Here is an 18,888-nt window from a genome sequence, read left to right on the forward strand (position 1 = left end):
CTCCTTACTTGACATCGTCGATCACCCCCTGGACGGTCTCTGCGCCGCGTGAAATGCCCGCTTTCGGTGACACCGTGTGGGCGTAGATATCGCCGAGGAAATCCCACGTCGAGCCTTCGTTGACGTTGAAGGGTGCGCGTGGAAGATACGCAAACTGATCATCATTTGCCATCTCCGAGAATATCGATATCGACTTCGGCCAGAGCGGCGAGTCACGGAGTGCATTAGAGTTCAACGCGTCCGTAGCAGCGGGTAAATGGCCAGCGGTAGTTCCCCAGATGGGGTTTTTCTGCGTGATCCACTCGGCTGTGGCCACGGCCGTCCGCGTGGTCTCTTCGGAGCGTGTCGGATTGCGGGGCAACACGATGGCGTGGCTGCCCGATTCGGTCACGTCGCGTTGTTTGTCGGGTGCGATAAACGGTTTGAATGCGCCCCAATCAAACCCGTCGATCGATTCACACACCGCCGCGTACCACGATCCGTTGACGATCATAGCGAGATTGTTGTCTCTGAATGCAACGCGAGCGCGCTGGTTATCCGCATTCGGAACGTCCCAGCCGTAATTGCCGGTAATATCGGCGAACAACTGCGCTGTCGCCAGCCCAGCGTCGCCGTCGAACGCGACGGAGTTTCGATCATCACTCAGCAGACTCCCTCCTCGTTGATTGAGAACGGCAATGAACGTTCGCATCATTCCGATGGGATCGAGTGCGGACGCGAACGCATGAGCATCGGTCTCCGAGACGATCGCGTCACAGGCCGCCCTGAACGATTCAAAATCCGTTGGTGGCGCGTCCGGATCGAGACCGGCCGATTCGAACAGTGACCGGTTGTAATAGATGCCGATCGGATGAGCATCAAGCGGCAGCGCAAGCTGTTGATCGTCGACGGTCATCCGATCGTACAGGGTTGGGACGTAGTGTGAGCGCGTATCACTACCGAGAAAGTCGTCGAACGGATCCAGCATCGCCTGAAATCGGCCCATTAGCGCCTGGTGCATGATGGCGATATCGGGTCCTGTGTCTGCAACGAGCGCAGTGTACAGCTTGGTGTAGTATTCGTTCCAGGGAATGCGCTGGCGCTCAATGCGAACGTCTCCAAGGGGTTGTTCGTCGTTGAATCGTTCGACGATCGATTTCATCGCCGCACCGTCGCCGCCGCTGAACAGCGTCCAGAACTGAACCGTGGTCGTGGCAGTGGCATTTTGATTGCCGAGTACACCCGTAAGCGAGCCACAACCAGACAGTCCCATGGTACCCGCCACGGTTGCACTCCCAAGAAACGCTCGCCTGGAGAGTCGGTGACGGTCGACACCCGGTACTGGTGGATCTATTGCTGTCATTGGTTTGCTCGTGTGTCTACAACGGTTCTCATGGTGTCTTTGCGTTGGTTTCGGTGTCTGTCGGTGCCGATTCACCGACCAGGAGATTCCTCCCGGTTGTTCGATCGAACAGATGGATGTCCGATTCGTCGAATGTGACGGTGATCGTATCACCTTCTGCGTGGTCGACCGATCCCAGCACACGCATGGTGAACTCGGTCTCGCCGCTGCGGAGATACAGGTAGTTGTCATCACCGACCGGCTCTTGCACATCGAGCACCGCACTGATCGCATTCCGATCATCCACGGTCGCAAACCGCATGTGCTCCGGACGAATGCCGAGATCGCCACTCTGTATCTGGGCGTCCTCCAGCTGGTCGGCGAGGGATTTCGAAACGGAAACGCTGATGTCGTCGCCCGAAAGCGTGGTTCCGGAAACGGTTACGTCGAAAAAGTTCATCGACGGGCTGCCGATGAATTCACCGACGAACCGGTTTGTCGGCTGGGCAAACACCTCCCGCGGCGTGCCAACCTGCTGGATCGACCCCTCGTTGATCACCACGACGCGATCGGACATCGTCATCGCCTCTTCCTGGTCGTGGGTAACGTAGACCGTCGTCGTCTCAAGTTCTTCCTGGAGGCGCTGGAGTTCGGTTCGCATCGTCGTTCGAAGCTTTGCGTCGAGATTCGACAGCGGTTCGTCCATTAAAAACGCGGCGGGATCGCGAACGATTGCACGACCAGTCGCGACGCGCTGTTGTTGACCACCGGAGAGCTGGCTGGGTTTTTTGGACAGCTGATCCTCGATACCCAACATCTCGACGGCCTCGGTGACGCGCTCATCGATCGTCTCTGGATCCAGATCAGACGTGAGCTTCAACCCGTAAGAGAGGTTCTGCTCGACGGTCATGTGTGGATAAAGCGCGTAGTTTTGAAACACCATCGCAATGTCTCGATCCTGTGGTTGCACGTCGTTGACGCGCTGGCCACCAATGTGGATCGCACCCCCAGTAATGGTTTCGAGCCCGGCGATCATTCGGAGCACAGTGGATTTGCCTGATCCTGATGGACCCACGATCGTGATGAACTCGCCGTCCTGAATCTCCAGATCGAACGACTCGACGGCTGTCGTTTCCTCGTCGTACGTCTTGCTGACGCTATCGAGTACGATTCGGCTCATGCCTGTCCTCCAACAAAATTCTCAATAGACATATAGCTTACCATGGTGTCTGTTCACTCCCATGCTGGGTGAGCGGCCGTTTCGCATAGCGGATTTCACAGAGATCTTGTTCTGGAAGATACGTTGAGGTCATCTCCAGGACGTGATTGTTGAGCACAACGAGCGGCGACGTCCAGCCCACATAGAGATCACCCGTCTCGATTTCATCGTCGTAACGCAGTGGTGATTGCACCGTCGCCCAGTCATCAGTCGGGGAAGACGCAGCCAGCATCGTCGACCCACTACCAGGTGCCTGTGTGCCGTCGGGATTGCGCAGGGTTTTCCCCGACACCAGCAGGGTTCCACCATCACTGCCGCGGGGCGTCCAGGTAACGTATGGGCCGTTGGCCAGATATCGACCGTCTGGCGTTGTGACTGGCGTTCCCATTGCCGTTGGATCACCCCAGTCGAGTCCATCGGGCGAGGTTCTGATGTACACCGCACCGTGTCTGTGCCGAACGATTTCGTAGGTCATCACGTACGTTCCGGTCGGAAGCCGTTGTACAACTGGCATTCCAGGACGCCGACCAGGCACACCGTCAGCCATTGCTACATCGAACGTCTGTGATTCCCACGTCAGCCCACCGTCCAGCGAGCGTTTGTGTGTCAACAGCTGGTCGTATCCCTGGTCTTTGTGCCGTTCGTCTGAGAAATAGCAGACCAGATTCCCGTCAGCGTCGAGTTCGAGTTCTGGCTCCCAGACAGGATCAGCACCGTCCGTCGGAACGGCACGCCCACCCGTTGCGACGGTACTGACGTACTTCCACGTTCGACCATGATCCTCGCTGGCGTATAGCACGATCTGCGTTCCCGAAAGATCATCCGGGACGAGATTGCCGGCCGCCAGCACTGTGCCAGCTTCCCATGGACCGGTCGCACGCGGAAGCTCAAAGAGCGTCGGCTGGTAGCGCAGTCCCCAGTTCGTCTCGGTGTCGTGGATTTCGGAGACTTTCCTCCACGTTCGGCCACCGTTTTTGCTGCGATACACCGGAAAATACGGCTTCTCGGCGTGCTCTGCCATGGTGGATCGGTAATGCTCGAACGTGGCGAGCAACACCGGGCTACCGGAGCTATCGCGGGAGAGTCGCGTCACACGTGGATACATTGCGCCCGGTTTCGGCGTCGTTGCCGGTGGTGTGTACAGAGAACGACCCGTGGTGGAACGTTTTCCCTGGGCCCTGTCTGCAATAACTGAACTTGCTAGTCCAGCCGTCACAGCACCGACACCACGGAGAAATCCTCGTCGGGCGGTTGTTACTCTGTGCCTCAATGACCGTTGGCCATCGTCAAACATACGTCCGTACTGGCAATTGATTGATTATTAAATTTTCTTCATATATCATACATATGAATTCGAAACGCCCTCACTCAATCGGTGACCGAGTTGCCTCAACCAGTTGATTTATGCCACACCAACCGCCACACCGAGACTGCATGTCGGATGTTCAGATTACGGTCCATCCAGAGGCACGCATCGATCGGATTGCACCCGAACTTCACGGTCATTTCTCGGAGCATCTCGGCCGGTGTGTGTACGATGGGCTCTATCACGATCCCTCGTCGACCAAGACGGGCGTTAGATCGGATGTAGCATCGTTGCTGTCGGCCCTCGATATCCCGGTGTTGCGCTGGCCGGGAGGCTGTTTCGCCGACGATTACCACTGGGAAGACGGCATCGGGCCACAGGAAGACCGACCAGGGCGGCGGAATCTCTTCTGGGCACAGGGTCGCGAGGAACTTCCCGAAGAGCCCAACAGCTTTGGCACGGACGAGTTTCTCCAGTTGTGCGAGCAAATCGGAACCGAACCGTATCTCGCGGTCAACGTTGGGTCGGGGGATCCCCAACAAGCCACGGACTGGGTTGAATACTGCAACTACGATGGCGAGACCGAACTCGCCGACCGACGTCGTGAGAACGGCCATCCAGAGCCCTATGGGGTCAAATACTGGGGAATTGGCAACGAGAACTGGGGCTGTGGTGGACAGATGACTCCAGAACAGTACGCCCGTGAGTACCGGAAATTTGCGACGTACGTCGGGTCGATGGACAAACTGCTGCTCGATCACGACCTCGAACTCATTGCCTGTGGCTTTGAGGGTCACGAATGGAATCGAAGATTCATGGAAGAGATCGGGACGAACGCCTGGGGCGTCGAGTTCCCGTTGGATCATTTAACGCTCCATCACTACTACGGCCGAACGATCACGATCGAGGAGGCAGACACGGACGCGTACGACACGTTTCTCTGTGAAGCGCTCGAGATCGAATCGCACATCGAACGGATTGGGGCCGCGATCAACGCCGTTGCCACCACCCGCGATATCGGTGTGATCATCGACGAATGGGGTGCCTGGCACCCAGAGGCAGTCGCCGAGAGCGGACTCGAACAGCCAGGGACCGTGATCGATGGCGTCTCTGCGGCGGCGGTTCTCGATATTTTCAACCACCACAGCGATGTGATGACGATGTCCAACATCGCACAGACGGTCAACGTGCTCCACTGTCTCGTCGAGACCGAGGGGGAGAATGCCTGGGCACGACCAACCTACCGGGTGTTCGATCTGTACGCGCCACACAAAGGAAACACCGCCGTGGAAACCTCCATTGCGACACCGACACGGGCTGTGGATGATGATGAGCTCCCACTGGTTGGTGGCTCGGCATCGGTCGCCGACGAGGAGACGTATCTCACGCTCACGAATCTGGATCATGCCTCCGCACACGCCGTCGATGTCACCCTGACGGGAGAGGTGACTACGAACGACGTTTCGGGATCGCTACTGTTCGGCGATCAGTCTGCTGATACGGTCGTCAATGCCTCGAACGAGGACGACTTCGAAGCGACAACGCTCGACTGTATGACTGTTGCCGACCACACCCTGTCGGTGGAACTCCCGCCACTGAGTGTCGCCGGGATCGCAGTCCGGTAATACCGGTTCGATCGGACGTCAGTACCGTTGGCAGATAGCCACGTACTGGTCAATTTCACCGTCGGAAACCCTCATTCACTCCGTTCTGTACCGAATTCCCTGATTATTGAATTTGGAGCGCTCGCCCTCCGTGAGCGAGCATTCCCCGAGCGCGACGATCACGAATCGGAGAGAGTGTCGACAGGGTCAGTATCTACATTCTCCATCGTGGAACGACGCCACAGGCATAATGGATGCTTACATCATTGGTGAGTTTCACTACACGGAAGCGTGACGGAAAACACCCTTCCCATTACAGGTGTACACGTGTAACTCCAGTGCGGACGCCTGATCAGCCAGCGGCTAACAGTTTCGACGGAGTAGACCGATTGTGGACGGCACAGAATCTATGTGGCGTCACTGAGCCATCGATCACGGACGCGCTTCGAATGGAGCGTGACAGGCAAGAATGCGAAAGAACTATGTTGTACCGAGATATTATACTTTAATAGAGGTTTTGCTATCAAAAATATTTTTGAAATCTCCGAACGGACGTTTTCATCAATGACATCCAGATGGATCTCACAGCTCCGATTATACCAAAACACGTCTCGGAGCCCACTCACCCACGTGTGCAACCGCATGCCTTCACTATCCAATCGCGCCGTATCCGTTGTGGGTGCACGAATTCGGCGTGTGCGATGGCCGAGCCGCTTCTCTCTGTGGATGGCTCACGATGGGTCGTTCGTCGTTCGACATATTGGCTCCTCCGGGCACCACCCAGTGAACGCGTAGCTGGCAAATTCCCTGTTGAACTGGCAATTCACCGATTCAGGAAAAGGCGGTGCTCGCGAGGATTCGGTTGTGGCGCACGGACGTGTGGCAAGACCGGATCCAGTGTGAATCTGGACGGGGATAGCAGTTACTCGTTACTGATCGAGGGATCGATTTGCGCTCCGTGTGGATGAGGCCGACGAGCGCGAGAGCCCCACCGAACGCTCACGGCGTCATCCTCGAGAGCGCGTCTTTTACACAGTCCGTCGGGACATCACACCTCGGGGCTGGAATCTGTCTCTACGCATCGCCACGAACAGCTACGACGTGCGCATCCTCTTCTATTGGAACAATATGTGCATACGAGACGATTTCCGAACCGAGCGTTCTCGTTCGCCGGGCGAGATCGTGGTTCGGTTCGGTGAACGCGCCCGTTTCGTCGAACACTTCACTTGCAGCCCCGATGCCGACCTGCTGTGGGAGAACCCACGCGTGAAGCGATTGGGCGACGAGCCGAAGCTGTGCCAATGTATCTGGGTATGAACTCGGCCCACCCGAAACCGCGAGCAATCCCACCGTTTTTCCCTCGAACTCGTCGAATCCACAGTAGTCGATCGCAGTCTTGAGCGGTGATGCGTACGAACCGTGATACACGGGGGTGCCAAGGATGATCGCATCTGCAGCATCCACCCGCTGTCGAAGACGGTCTGCATCACCTGCGTCCTGTGAATCAGCATCGAACACCGGCAACTCAAGCGTCCGGAGGTCGATGCAGTCCGTCGTCGCACCAGCAGCTTTTGCGGCCTCAAGCACGTGTTGGAGTGCCATTTTCGTATAGCTCCCGGCACGAAGACTTCCACAGAGAGCCACGACGTGCGGACGAGCCAGATCTGTCACGGTGATCGACCTCTGGTAAGCAAAACCCGATTCCATTCGATCTTCTGTTCTGCATCGGTCACATCCTGGTTCGGTGCCATACGCTGAGAACGGTGGTCGACACAACGGCTCCACTCGTGAACACGTTCAGGTATTTATATAATGTCAGCAGCGAGTGGGCCCACGAGACACTCAGTAGTAGTTGGCCATCAACTCATCAGCCCATGCTGGCTGTCTCACCGGTCCGTTCGGACCGAACTCGTTCATATATGGTTTCAGTCCGAGGATCGGCGTTCCATCGATGGCGTCCAGCCCCGTTATGGACACCGTCAGGCCGTCTACGCTCGTGATCTGACACCGTGACAGCCCGATGCGGTTGGGGCGGCTTTTTGCGCGCTGTGCGAAAATGCCAACTGACGGCCAGTCCGAATTGTTTCGCGGGTGTCGTGCTTTCCACTCGATCTCCTCCTCACGAACGCGGTCCATAAAAAAGATAACTTCGGCGTGAGAGAACGTAGAAAGCCCATTCAGGGCAACCGGATCGAATTGCTCGGCGTCGAGCGTGATTGTTGATTCGACCGTTCCCCACTCATCATCCCGTCGTTTCTTTCTGGGGGAGCTGACAACACCGATTGGTTCAATTGCCCCATTGGGAATCGTTGAGTCCATCTGATTTCGTAGTACTAGTTGAGAGTGTATTAGATATTATTTGTGAAAAATACGCTGCCATCATCTTTTCGTGTGTGTCCCACCTACGAATCGACCAATCGCATGCCTCTCGTTCGACTCTCGCTCAATACAGGAGCAACCGACGATTGGTTGGCCACGCTCTCGACCGACGTTCCGAATACCGAAATCTGTTTGCTATCGAGTCATCCAGCTGACGTTGGATTGCTCACGGTGATGGAGCTCCGTGGACCAGCAGCTGACACGGTCATTCGCCGCTTCGAAGACGCCCCAGACGTTCGATCTACTGACGTGCTCTCTATCGACGATCAATCCGTTCTGGTGCGAGCAACAACCCCGATTCCCGCCGGGTATCAGGCGAATCACGCGTCCGAAATGCCGCCCGATTTTCCGGCACGGCTGCAGGATGGGTGGCTGCACACCGAACTGACGGGCACGCACGAGCAACTCTCTCAATACACTAGCGAGCTCGAGGCGGCCGGTATTCCGTTTCAGATCGACCGGCTCTCCCAATCACACGATTCGACAGCGATGCTAACAGATCGCCAACTGGAAATCATCACCGAAGCAGTTGAGCGGGGCTACTATGACAGTCCTCGCGACTGTACGCTGACCGATCTGGCAGCAGCGTTCGACATCAATAAATCGGCAGCGAGCGGGATACTCCACCGAGCTGAAGGGCGTATCATCAAAGCGTTTCTGGATGCGCCTGCGCCCTAACGAGTCGGTCCCAACCGATTCAATCGGTCATGCACGCCTGTTCGAAGGGGCGTGGCGGTAGCTGTAGTTCGTCGAGTTCTGGGAGGTGTTTCAGATTGTACACTACCTGCATCGACTCGGTCAACGGCATGCCGTTGCACGAAAGGCGGATATTTCGCTCGTACATTTCACTCGGTAGAATTGTGTTCACGGGCATCTTGAGTTCGCCCGAGAGAACTGCCACCGCACAGTTTGCACACGCCCCACCACGACAGGCGAACGGCCAGGCAAAGCCACGATTTTCTGCCGCCTCGAGCAAACTTTCGTGCGGACGAACCAGAAATCGGCCGAAATCTTCGGCCGGGAGATCCGCACGGTGCGCTTTTCGGAATAGATCGTCATCCTCAATCGACCAGCCAAAATCGTCGAGCACCTCGTAGTTCAGATACTCCACACGAGAGGGTGGATGACGCTGGTTTGGATCCGATGGCTCTCCGATTGCGGGCGGTTTAGTCTCGCCGTTGCGAATTCGTTCGTACGCGCGACGGACCCGCTGAAACGCCTCTACAGACCCCCCCTGATCGGGATGGGCTTCCATGATTCGATCCCGATACGCACGCTCTATTGTTGTGTCGTCCGCATCCGGGTCGATCCCGAGAACATCGAACGAAGATTCCACACGTTACCTGACGGCTGGGCGGGGTATAAATCTGGCTTCCCAGCATTCGCAAGCCATCCACGTGAATAGCTATCATACGCCCATGATTCTCAGCCGTTGAATGCTGTCGGAATCCCTTTACTCGAGAGCACCGAACTGAGAATAACGGTTTCGAGGATGGAAGAACACACGAACGGCTGGGATCGATTGCTTTCGGGCACTGCTACGGCGGACGACACAACCAGCAGAGACCACCGTCTGACGGAAGCCACTCCAGAACAGGCCAAGCTCTCCGACGTCCTTTCTGCCCTGGAGGATGCTCACTGTCGAACGCTGCTCGAGTGTCTCGACGAGCCGCTGACGGCCTCGGAGTTGATCGAAGCGACCGAGCTTTCGAGTTCTACCGTCTATCGGAAGCTCGATCGGCTCAGTGAAGCCGGACTCGTGTGCGAGTACACAGAAATCCGCCGGTCCGGTCCCAATGCGAGCCGGTACGAGCGTGATATCGAACGAATTTCCCTGCGATTTGGCGAGAACGGCATCGAGCTGGCGATCGACCGGCGAGATGCGGACGCCACCGATCGGATGGCCACGTTTTTCCAGGCAATGCAAGACGAATCATGATGGATCCACTCACGCTCGCGCTGGTGTTCGCAAAACTACTGGCGCTGGTGTTGGGAAGCGTCGTAGCGCTGCTCGCCTACCGTGCCTACCGCCGCACTGGACTCTCCGGATTGAAGTATTTCGCACTTGGGCTTTCGATCATCACCGCTGGTACCGTTCTCGTCGGTATCTTCCACCACTTGCTGGGTGTATCTGTGCGTCTCGGAATGGTGATCGAGAGTCTCATTCTCTCGATTGGCTTCGTCGTGATGATCGCCGGTTTATATCAGTACTAAATCTCAAGCTGGCGACCACACTCTCGGTTGTATGCTACTCCCAGGAGCTGGGAATCTTCCAGCGCATCTAATACGGCAAGCTGATACTACATCTCAATGCGACAGACGCAGTGGTATTCGGGAGGTACCGTTCGATGAAAATCCCAAGTAGTCGACTGCTCGGCACACTCCTCGACCATCCGGGACTCGTTCTCATTGGCGTGCTGATTCTGACGGCCGCCGTCGGTGCGGGAGTAACACAATCGGAGGGGGCCAGTTCAAATGCGATGATTGAAAGTCAATCGTCGCCCGAACAGGACGCACTCGAGACGATCGAAGCAACGTATGGAACTGATAACACGACGGTCGCACAGGTCGTCGTCAGATCCCCCGATGAGAACGTGCTTGGGAAAGAATCGTTACTGGAGAGCCTCCGATTACAACGCTCGTTCGAATCGAACGAAACGGTCGCAAAGACGCTCGATGACCGTGGGGCGTTCGGATTCGAGAATGTGGTCGCCCGAATGGCGTACGCAGAACAGAATCCGGAAGAAACCACCACCTCGCTCACGATCGATGAGCAGATCGGGGCACTCAAATCGAGTTCGCCCGCCGAAATCGATCAAATCGTCGGCCAACTACTCGATGGGACACACACCGGCGAGCGAGACCCGACGGCGTTTCTGCCGGCGGATTACGAGCCGGGAACGGCCACCGCACACGCGCGCGTTACAATTGTTACGCAGAACGCATCCACGGCAACCGCCCCTGCCCAACTCGTGATGAACGACTTCGCGAGCGACCAACTGGATGATGGGTTCGTCTTCGGAAGCGGTCGGATCGATGCGGCGAACTCGAGTGCCATCGGCGACAGCTTCATCGTTATCACGCCAATCGCACTGTTGTTGGTGGTGATCGCGCTGGCAATCGCCTACCGTGACGTGGTCGATGTGCTCGTGAGCCTGAGTGGTGTCGCCGTCGTGATGGTGTGGCTTGCTGGCATCAGGGGCTGGTTCGGGATCGGTGATAGTTCGATGCTGATCGCCGTTCCGTTCCTTCTCGTCGGGCTCAGCATCGACTACTCGCTCCACATCATAATGCGATACCGACAGGCCAGCGATGGTGGCGAGCGAATTCCGCGCGACACAATGAACCGTGCGCTTGGCTCGGTCGGGGCTGCACTGCTCGTCGCCGGGTTCACAACGGCAATCGGCTTTTTCGCCAACTACAGCAGTTCAATCAGGTCAATTCGTGAGTTCGCATTGCTTTCGACAGCGGGTATCCTGAGCCTGGTGTTCGTGTTCATCCTGTTCGTGCCGGCGCTGAAGCTCCTGCTCGAACGGGGACTCAGACGACTCGGCCGGGAGCGATCGACGGCGGCCGTTGGGCGCACCACAGGGCCAATTCAGTCCGCACTCACTGGAACTGCGAGCCTGACGAGTCGGCTGCCGGTAGTCATTTTGCTCTTCGCGGTGGTGTTCGCCGGCGTCGGTGCGTACAGCGCAACGAGTATCGATACGTCGTTCAACCAGGCCGATTTCCTCCCACAGGATGCACCGGAATGGATGGACGAACTGCCCGCACCGTTTGCTCCTGACGAGTACACGATCGCCAAGGAATTCAGCTACGTGAGCGACACGTTCACCCGCCAGGACCAACAGGCACAGCTACTCGTCCGCGGATCGGTCACGGACACGGAAACGCTCGCAGCGGTCGATCGTGCCACGACTGCTGTGGTTGACGATGGCGATTCAACGATCGTAACCGGACCAACAGCAGGATCGATTCAGAGTCCACCAGCACTGATCCGATCGGTGAGTGCTCGTAACGAGACCGTGGCCACGCTCGTCGCCGAACGGGACACCGATGGTGACGGACTCCCAGACCGAGATCTCGAGCCGGTGTACGATGCGGTGATGGATGTGGCCCCCGAAGAAGCACAGACCGTGCTCTACCACGAGAACGGCACCTATGAGAGCGCTCGGGTCCTGTTACCGGTCGAATCCGACGAACCAGCGAGTGCAGTGGCCACAGACACACGGGCAGTCGCCGACGACATCGAAGCTGACGCGAGCGTTTCGGTGATTGCCACCGGAGAGCCGGTCGTCACCGCAGTCGTCCAGACTGCCCTGTTCACCACAATGGTCGAAGGGTTCGCGATCACGGTGGGCGTAATCCTGCTCGTTCTCGCTGGACTCGCGTGGATACGCCACCGGCGACCGTCGCTTGGAATCATCATGCTGGTGCCAGTTGTGCTCGCACTCGCCTGGCTACTCGGAACAATGGCGGTGCTAGACGTGCCATTCAACAGCGAAACGGTCGTCATCACGAGCCTGGCGATCGGTCTCGGCGTGGACTACAGCGTTCACCTGACCGAACGCTTCCTCGAAGAGCGGCCGCGACACGACTCAACGCAGGCATGGATCACGGCCGGACTGACGGGCACAGGAGGTGCGCTTTTCGGCAGCGCACTCACCACTGCCGCTGGATTTGGCGTGCTCGCACTTTCGCTTTCACCGCCACTCAGGCGGTTCGGACTGGTGACGGCACTCTCGATCGGATTTTCGTTTGTCGCCTGCGTGACGGTGTTGCCAGCGCTGTTTGCCTGGCGCACACCCAAAGACGAGTGATGGTAGTTATTACGACGGCACCCTCTAGCCAAACGATATGGCACACTCGTCGAGCGATCCAACGCCGGTCGGGATCAAGATCGGATCGACCCGGACCGTCGTCGCCACACCGGACGGGCGATCGATCGACACCGACACAACACTCACCTGTCTCGCCGAGTATGAGGACGTGCTTTCGGGCGAACAACACGCCATTTTCGGTCAGCAAGCCGTCGACGAATACCCCGAACGCGTCGAATTCATGCTCAGAACGGGGCTCCCAGAGGACGAACGGCGGACAAAAGAGACCGCCCGGTTTTTCGAGCGCATCGTTACAGCCAACGATCTGCCGGCCAACAGCGTCGTTGTCTACGCGATTCCGGCCGTCAACAACGAAGCCGGCATCGATAACCTCGGAAACGTCATCGAATCGACGCCAGTCGGAGATCGGCTGATCCGGGGCTATCCTGAATCGCTCTGTGGATCGATTCCGGCGTTTGGCCGCCAGCTCGCTGCGATCGGGCGAGTGTTCATTTCGATCAATCTCGGATCGACCAACATTGGAGCGTGTGCGTACCAGCGAGGCGAGCAGCTGGTACGATTCACCACAGGCTCAATCGCCGGCAACGAAGTCGACCGGTGGATCGCCAACAACATCGAAGAAGAAACCCAGGGACGAGTCAACGTCGACGAATCGACGGCGAGAGAGTACAAAGAAAATCACGGAGCACTCGACGATTTCGAACCGTTTACTGACGTAATACAACAGCCCGGCGGAGGCACTCACGAGTTCACCATCAACCGTTCGGTCGTCGACGGAATCAATCGATACGTCGATAAAGCCGTCGAAACGATCGCAGACGAATTTCTCCCACAGCTGGCAAACGACCACATGAAAATTTATAAACACTCGCTCGAGGAACCGATCGTACTCAACGGCGGGATGGCCTCGATTCCTGACCTCGTCGAGGCGTTCGAGCGCAGACTCGGAAAGAAACTCCAGCACGACATCGACGTCATCGCTCCCGAAACGCCAGAAACGGCGGCTGCACGGGGGGCACTTCAGATCGCCGAGCAGTTTATCGATCAGGACTGGTACTACTCTGTTGACGAACAGACGCCCTAACGCGTCACTCAGTGTGAATACCGGCCGCGTTCCGCAGGAGAGAAAGGTATAGAGGTGAAACGGTTCCTATCCATATCCATGAACACCCAGACCGATCCGCCTGAACGGTTCGATCACGCGGCGATCGAACGCCGTGCCCAACAACAGTGGGCAGACGCAGATGTGTTCCGTATTGATGATGAGACGACCGATCCGACGTATGTACTCTCTATGTTTCCATACACGTCGGGGACGCTTCATATGGGACACGTCCGCAACTACACGCTCACGGATGCGTACGCGCGATTCGAGCGACTGCGCGGGGCGTCGGTGCTCCATCCGATCGGCTGGGATGCGTTTGGGCTTCCCGCAGAAAACGCAGCCAAAAAACAGGACACGAATCCCCGCGATTACACGCTCGAGTGTATCGAAACCATGGCCGAACAGATGCGAGCCATGGGATTTGGCTACGATTGGGACCGAGAGATAACCACGTGTGAGCCCGAATACTACCAGTGGAACCAGTGGCTATTCACCCAGTTCTACGAGACCGGACTGCTTGAACGCCAGGAAACCGAGCTGAACTGGTGTCCCTCCTGTGAAACAGTCCTGGCCGACGAGCAGGTCGAGGGCGACGAAGAGCGCTGCTGGCGGTGTGGAACGCCGATTGAGTCGCGAGAGATGGATCAGTGGTTTTTCACCATCACCGAGTACGCCGACGAGCTGCTCGAGGCAATCGACACGCTCGATGGGTGGCCAGAAAACGTCAAAGAGATGCAGCGCAATTGGATCGGTCGGCAAGCGGGCTACGGACTGTCGTTCGAGATTCCAGCACTTAATGGGTCCGTAGACGTGTTCACGACCCGACTCGACACGATATATGGGGCAACGTTCCTTGCGCTTTCACCGGGCCATCCGTTGAGCGAACGACTTGGAGCGCGCAACGAGGCAGTCCAGGAGTATCTCGACTACGTTGAGTCCGTTGAGCAGCCGCCACAGGAGTCTGGCGTCGATACGGGTGTCACCACCACGAATCCGGCGACCGGCGAGGAAATTCCCGTGTACGTCGCCGACTACGTGCTCGACGACGTTGGAACGGGTGCGCTGTTCGGTGTGCCAGCACACGATGACCGTGATCATGCGTTTGCCACCGAACACGACATCCCCATCAGACAGGTCGTCGAACCGGCGGACGACCGATCGGTCGACACCGACACCGAGGCGTTCACCGAAGACGGCATCCTGATCAACAGCGCCGAATTCGATGGACTCACGAGTGAAACGGCACGCGAGCGATTTCTTTCCGTGTTCGAGGCCGAGACCGAGACCACCTATCGGCTGCGCGATTGGGGCATTTCCAGACAGCGCTACTGGGGGACGCCAATTCCGATGATCCACTGCGATGACTGTGGCTATCAGCCGGTACCCGCGGACGATCTGCCGGTCGAGCTCCCCGAGTTCATCAACACGACCGGCAACCCACTGGATGCCGCCACTGACTGGAAGCAGGTCAGCTGCCCGTCCTGTGGATCAGCTGCCTTACGGGAGACCGACACGATGGACACGTTCGTCGACTCCTCGTGGTATTTCCTCAGATTCATCTCTCCAGAGCTCGAATCGGCTCCGTTCGACACAGAGCAGGCGAGCGATTGGCTGCCGGTCGATCGCTACGTTGGTGGGAGTGAGCACGCCGTCATGCACCTGCTGTACGCCCGGTTTTTCACGAAGGTGCTCAGCGATCTGGAACTGCTCGAGGGAGTCAGAGAGCCATTCACGAAACTGACCACGCAGGGAATGGTGCTGGGTGAAGATGGTGCAAAGATGTCAAAATCAAGAGGGAATGGCGTTTCACCACAGCGGATCGTCGAGGAGTACGGTGCCGACACCGCACGCCTGTTCACCATGGAAGCAGCGCTTCCCGAACGGGATTTCGAGTGGAGTCCAGACGGCGTCGCAGCCGCGTCGGGCTTTCTCCAGCGTGTCTACTCGCTTGCCGAACGCATTCGCACACTGGAGGACCCCGCGACGGTCGACGCAGACGCAACGGCGTACGTCACCGCGGAGATCGACCGGACGGTCGAGACAGTGACGGAATCATACGAGGCGTTCACGTTCAATCGCGCACTGAGCGAGCTCCGTGAGCTCATCGGGTTACTCGGACGGTATCTCGAGTACGACGGTGCGGATCCAGCAACGCTTGCCGACGGCATCGAGGCCGCTGTTACCATGCTCTCACCGGTCGCACCGCACGTTACCGAAGCGATCTGGGAGCGACTCGATACGGACGGGCTGCTTGCAACGGCAGAGTGGCCGGCTGGCAGTGTCGAGGAGACCTACCATCTCGAAGAGCGGCTGATCGAGAACACCCGCGCTGACGTTCGCGACATCATCGACACCGCGGGGATCGACGATCCCCGGGAAATCACGCTGACCGTTGCCCCCGAATGGAAACACCATGCCTACCAGCTCGCCGCTGGAGCCGACGGAAACGTGGTTGGGACGGTAATGGCAGACGAACAGCTCCGCGAGCGAGGTGAGCAAGCCGCCTCATTCGCAAAGGAGATTGCTGGTGGCGCTACCGAGCACCAGCTCCATCCCGATCGCGAACGAGCGGCACTCGAACGAGCGGCGTGGCTGCTCGAAGATGAGTTCGGTGCGCCAGTCGAGATCCGGCCGGCCGAAGATGACGAGCGAACGCCGGCACAACCCGGACGCGTCGCGATCGATATCACCGAGTGATTGCAAGCGCAGCCAGTATCAGTAAGTACGCCACGGCCGAAGACGGGGTACGAGCATGACACACGGCCAGGTACCATCGTTCGATCGCTCCATCCACGAGGAGCTATACGACTACATCGAACGACACGGCTCCGTGGCACCGCCCGATCTCGCCGAAGCGGTTGGCGTCGACCCAGAGACGATGACTCACGAGATCGCGATACTAAAACGCGATGGCTACGTCGAAGAGCACGGTGGCGAATTTCAGGTAGTCCTTGAGGCCGGTACTGCAGAAGAGTACGTTTCGAGCGATCTGACGTTCGTCGTTCGACCGGCCAGACAGTCGGATCTGACGGGAATCGTCGGCACAATTCGGGCGATTACCGCCGAGAAAACGTATCTGGTCGCAGAAAGCGTCGCCGAACAGATCAATTTCGAAGGAGTGTTGCTTCGTAACAACGACGTAGAACGACGGATGTTCTTCGTCGCGACCGTGAACGATGATGTCGTTGGCTGGGCCCACATCGAAGCGCCACAGCTCGAAAAGCTCAGTCACGCGGCAAAACTGACCGTCGGCGTGTTGCCCACGTATCGTCGACATGGTATGGGCAGTCACCTGCTCCATCGCGGGCTCGAATGGGCACGGTCGCATGATTATAAGCGTGTGTACAACTCCATTCCCGCAACGAATCAGAATGCCGCCCGCTTTCTCGAAGACCATGGCTTCGAAACAGAGGCGATTCGGAAAGACCACTACCAGATCGAGGGGAGCTACACGGCCGAACTCATGATGGCCCGCACACTCGATACCGACTGAGAGCGTTTCAATTGGTGTACGTTGGATGTGGGCAGATGTCACGGAAACGAAAAGCGTGAGGATTAATTGTTCGTGTCGGTAATAGTGAATCGATATCCGTGCCTCGTTCAAGACCACCCAATCGCCGATCGCAGGGACCAAACAAACGATCGGGAGAGTTTGATGAGGGGTCCCGCAACTGGCAGCAGTATCTGCTGTTCGGATTCGGTGGACTCTTTCTGGTCGGCGCTATCGCCGTGATGTTTCTCGGGAGCGGTCTTCCAGGCGGCCAAACAGGCGACACACCGACCGTGATCGACAACCAAACGGAGACGGCGACCCAGACCCCGACGCCGACTCCCACACCGACGCCAACACCGACACCCACAGAGCAGACTGCCTATCGAATCAACGTCGGTGGCGAACGGATCGCCGCGTCAGATTCGGGGCCGGACTGGCAGGCAGACACTGGTGAGGCTCCCTCGCCGTATCTGAATGCACAAGCGTCGGACACCGTCGCATATTCGACGCCCGACTCGGTGACACTCGGGCCATCGATAGGAGCGTCTACGCCCAAAGAGCTGTTCACCACCTACCGATTCGATGACGGTGGCGGGCTGTTTTCTAGCAGCGAGACGATGGCCTACGAGTTCCCCGTAAATCCATCACACACCTACGAGGTTCGCGTCTACACGATGGAGCCGTTTTTCGTCAACGGTGAGCCCCCCCGCGAGGACGAACGGGCAAACAGTGACGGCGGCCCACGGGTCTTCGACATCCGGGTTGAAGGCGATACGGTAGTGAACGACCTCGAACTCCTCAAGGATGCTGGCCACGACGTGGGGACCGTGAAAACGGTCGAAATCTCGCCGGACGACGATCGGTTGACGATCGACTTCCCACGCGAGCAAGAGAATCCGACAGTCTCAGCGATCGAAATCGTTGATAAAGGCGAACAGCAAGGCTGAGTCACACTGTCCAGACAGTGTGAACTGTGTGGGTGGCGGTGCGGTGATAGTGGGGACGTGATCAGAATCCGTTGCGCGCTCGATGTTTTTCGAGAAAGATCGGATGCGGTAGTGCATCGTCGTTCTCTGGAAGAGTTATCGTGGTGCCAGCCAGGTGGTGGAATTCGTCGTACCCCTCTCGATCAGATGCGTCTTTCACGAGGATTTCGTAGTCATCACTGATCGAGAGCCATCCCGATCTGGCCGTCGAGTGTGAGTCCGCACGCGATTTGTCGAGGTAGCATCACTCATTGTCTTCATAGTGATATACCAGAGAGGGTTGTCAGTGATTGACCGAACATGAGCCAGAGGATGATCGACAAACACTACGATCGGCAGACGGAGCGCGAAAAGATGGAGCAACTTCGTCAATATCTTGATGACTCGTAATCCCAAAGAAATCGATTCTACGTATTTCCTAACACCAACGGTGATCACTCCGATCAAGAACACCATTGTCATGTCGTAGTACTTCCCGGGACCACCGCTGTAATCAGCTCTCACGCGCTGGGTCGTCCAGTGATGACAGCCCCCACATCTGTTGCCACCACTGACGATTGAATATTAGAAAAGCACATTCAATCATGACGATCACAGCCACAAAACCAATGCTTCTGAGTTTACTTGGCTC

16 protein-coding genes are annotated in these 18,888 nt (G+C 57.5%); 9 read left to right on the forward strand and 7 right to left on the reverse strand.

All coding sequences use genetic code 11. The features are described from left to right. Nucleotides 1-4 precede the first annotated feature (4 nt). Genes JXQ78_RS16370 through JXQ78_RS16380 form a run of 3 tightly spaced genes read right to left on the reverse strand, consistent with a single transcriptional unit; the run spans nt 5 to nt 3,834 of the window. Entirely contained in the window at nt 5-1,342 is a 1,338-nt protein-coding gene (locus JXQ78_RS16370; protein ID WP_330632907.1) for an extracellular solute-binding protein, read from the reverse strand. Between the two features lie 28 nt (nt 1,343-1,370). Further along, nucleotides 1,371-2,501 carry an ABC transporter ATP-binding protein gene (locus JXQ78_RS16375; protein ID WP_330632908.1) on the reverse strand — a complete coding sequence of 377 codons (1,131 nt, stop codon included), beginning with the start codon at nt 2,499-2,501 and terminating at the stop codon, nt 1,371-1,373. 37 nt (nt 2,502-2,538) lie between these two features. Then, complete coding sequence (locus tag JXQ78_RS16380) at nt 2,539-3,834, reverse strand: sialidase family protein (protein WP_407934059.1); 1,296 nt, start codon at nt 3,832-3,834, stop codon at nt 2,539-2,541. 140 nt (nt 3,835-3,974) lie between these two features. Between JXQ78_RS16380 and JXQ78_RS16385 the strand changes: the two genes are divergently transcribed. Continuing rightward, the gene (locus JXQ78_RS16385) at nt 3,975-5,471 is read left to right on the forward strand and encodes an alpha-N-arabinofuranosidase (RefSeq protein ID WP_330632910.1); all 1,497 of its coding nucleotides are present in this window, start codon (nt 3,975-3,977) and stop codon (nt 5,469-5,471) included. A gap of 1,053 nt (nt 5,472-6,524) precedes the next feature. Here JXQ78_RS16385 and JXQ78_RS16390 read toward each other — a convergent pair. Both JXQ78_RS16390 and JXQ78_RS16395 read right to left on the reverse strand, forming a co-directional pair. Further along, nucleotides 6,525-7,112, reverse strand: coding sequence for an NADPH-dependent FMN reductase (locus tag JXQ78_RS16390; protein WP_330633558.1), 588 nt, complete (start codon nt 7,110-7,112; stop codon nt 6,525-6,527). Between the two features lie 180 nt (nt 7,113-7,292). Next, nucleotides 7,293-7,769, reverse strand: a complete 477-nt coding sequence (locus JXQ78_RS16395; RefSeq protein WP_330632911.1) for an SAM-dependent methyltransferase — start codon at nt 7,767-7,769, stop codon at nt 7,293-7,295. 102 nt (nt 7,770-7,871) lie between these two features. On the opposite strand from JXQ78_RS16395, the gene JXQ78_RS16400 reads away from it, so the two are divergent. Beyond that, on the forward strand, nt 7,872-8,507 hold the full coding sequence (locus JXQ78_RS16400; protein WP_330632912.1) for a helix-turn-helix domain-containing protein: 636 nt from the start codon (nt 7,872-7,874) through the stop codon (nt 8,505-8,507). Nucleotides 8,508-8,526: 19 nt separating this feature from the next. Here JXQ78_RS16400 and fer read toward each other — a convergent pair whose 3' ends face one another. Next, a complete protein-coding gene (fer, locus tag JXQ78_RS16405; RefSeq protein WP_330632913.1) occupies nt 8,527-9,165 on the reverse strand; it encodes a ferredoxin Fer in 639 nt (212 codons plus the stop codon). A 156-nt stretch (nt 9,166-9,321) separates the two neighbouring features. Between fer and JXQ78_RS16410 the strand changes: the two genes are divergently transcribed. From JXQ78_RS16410 to JXQ78_RS16440, 7 genes are all read left to right on the forward strand, one after another. Continuing rightward, a complete protein-coding gene (locus JXQ78_RS16410) occupies nt 9,322-9,768 on the forward strand; it encodes a helix-turn-helix domain-containing protein (protein ID WP_330632914.1) in 447 nt (148 codons plus the stop codon). Then, nucleotides 9,768-10,043 (forward strand): DUF7521 family protein, encoded by a 276-nt coding sequence (locus tag JXQ78_RS16415; RefSeq protein ID WP_330632915.1) that lies wholly within the window; start codon nt 9,768-9,770, stop codon nt 10,041-10,043. The genes JXQ78_RS16410 and JXQ78_RS16415 overlap by 1 nt, the downstream gene beginning before the upstream one ends. A gap of 134 nt (nt 10,044-10,177) precedes the next feature. Next, on the forward strand, nt 10,178-12,652 hold the full coding sequence (locus tag JXQ78_RS16420) for an efflux RND transporter permease subunit (RefSeq protein WP_330632916.1): 2,475 nt from the start codon (nt 10,178-10,180) through the stop codon (nt 12,650-12,652). 37 nt (nt 12,653-12,689) lie between these two features. Further along, nucleotides 12,690-13,757, forward strand: a complete 1,068-nt coding sequence (locus JXQ78_RS16425; RefSeq protein ID WP_330632917.1) for a hypothetical protein — start codon at nt 12,690-12,692, stop codon at nt 13,755-13,757. 78 nt (nt 13,758-13,835) lie between these two features. Continuing rightward, the gene (gene leuS, locus JXQ78_RS16430) at nt 13,836-16,475 is read left to right on the forward strand and encodes a leucine--tRNA ligase (protein WP_330632918.1); all 2,640 of its coding nucleotides are present in this window, start codon (nt 13,836-13,838) and stop codon (nt 16,473-16,475) included. Nucleotides 16,476-16,530: 55 nt separating this feature from the next. Then, nucleotides 16,531-17,271, forward strand: coding sequence for a bifunctional helix-turn-helix transcriptional regulator/GNAT family N-acetyltransferase (locus tag JXQ78_RS16435; protein ID WP_330632919.1), 741 nt, complete (start codon nt 16,531-16,533; stop codon nt 17,269-17,271). 98 nt (nt 17,272-17,369) lie between these two features. Further along, complete coding sequence (locus JXQ78_RS16440) at nt 17,370-18,218, forward strand: malectin domain-containing carbohydrate-binding protein (protein ID WP_330632920.1); 849 nt, start codon at nt 17,370-17,372, stop codon at nt 18,216-18,218. A 61-nt stretch (nt 18,219-18,279) separates the two neighbouring features. On the opposite strand, the gene JXQ78_RS16445 is transcribed toward JXQ78_RS16440, so the two are convergent. Beyond that, entirely contained in the window at nt 18,280-18,417 is a 138-nt protein-coding gene (locus JXQ78_RS16445; RefSeq protein WP_330632921.1) for a hypothetical protein, read from the reverse strand. Between the last annotated feature and the right edge of the window lie 471 nt (nt 18,418-18,888).

The organism is Halocatena halophila (genome assembly GCA_027563145.1).
In the GTDB taxonomy this organism is placed as follows: Archaea; Halobacteriota; Halobacteria; order Halobacteriales; family Haloarculaceae; genus Halocatena; species Halocatena halophila.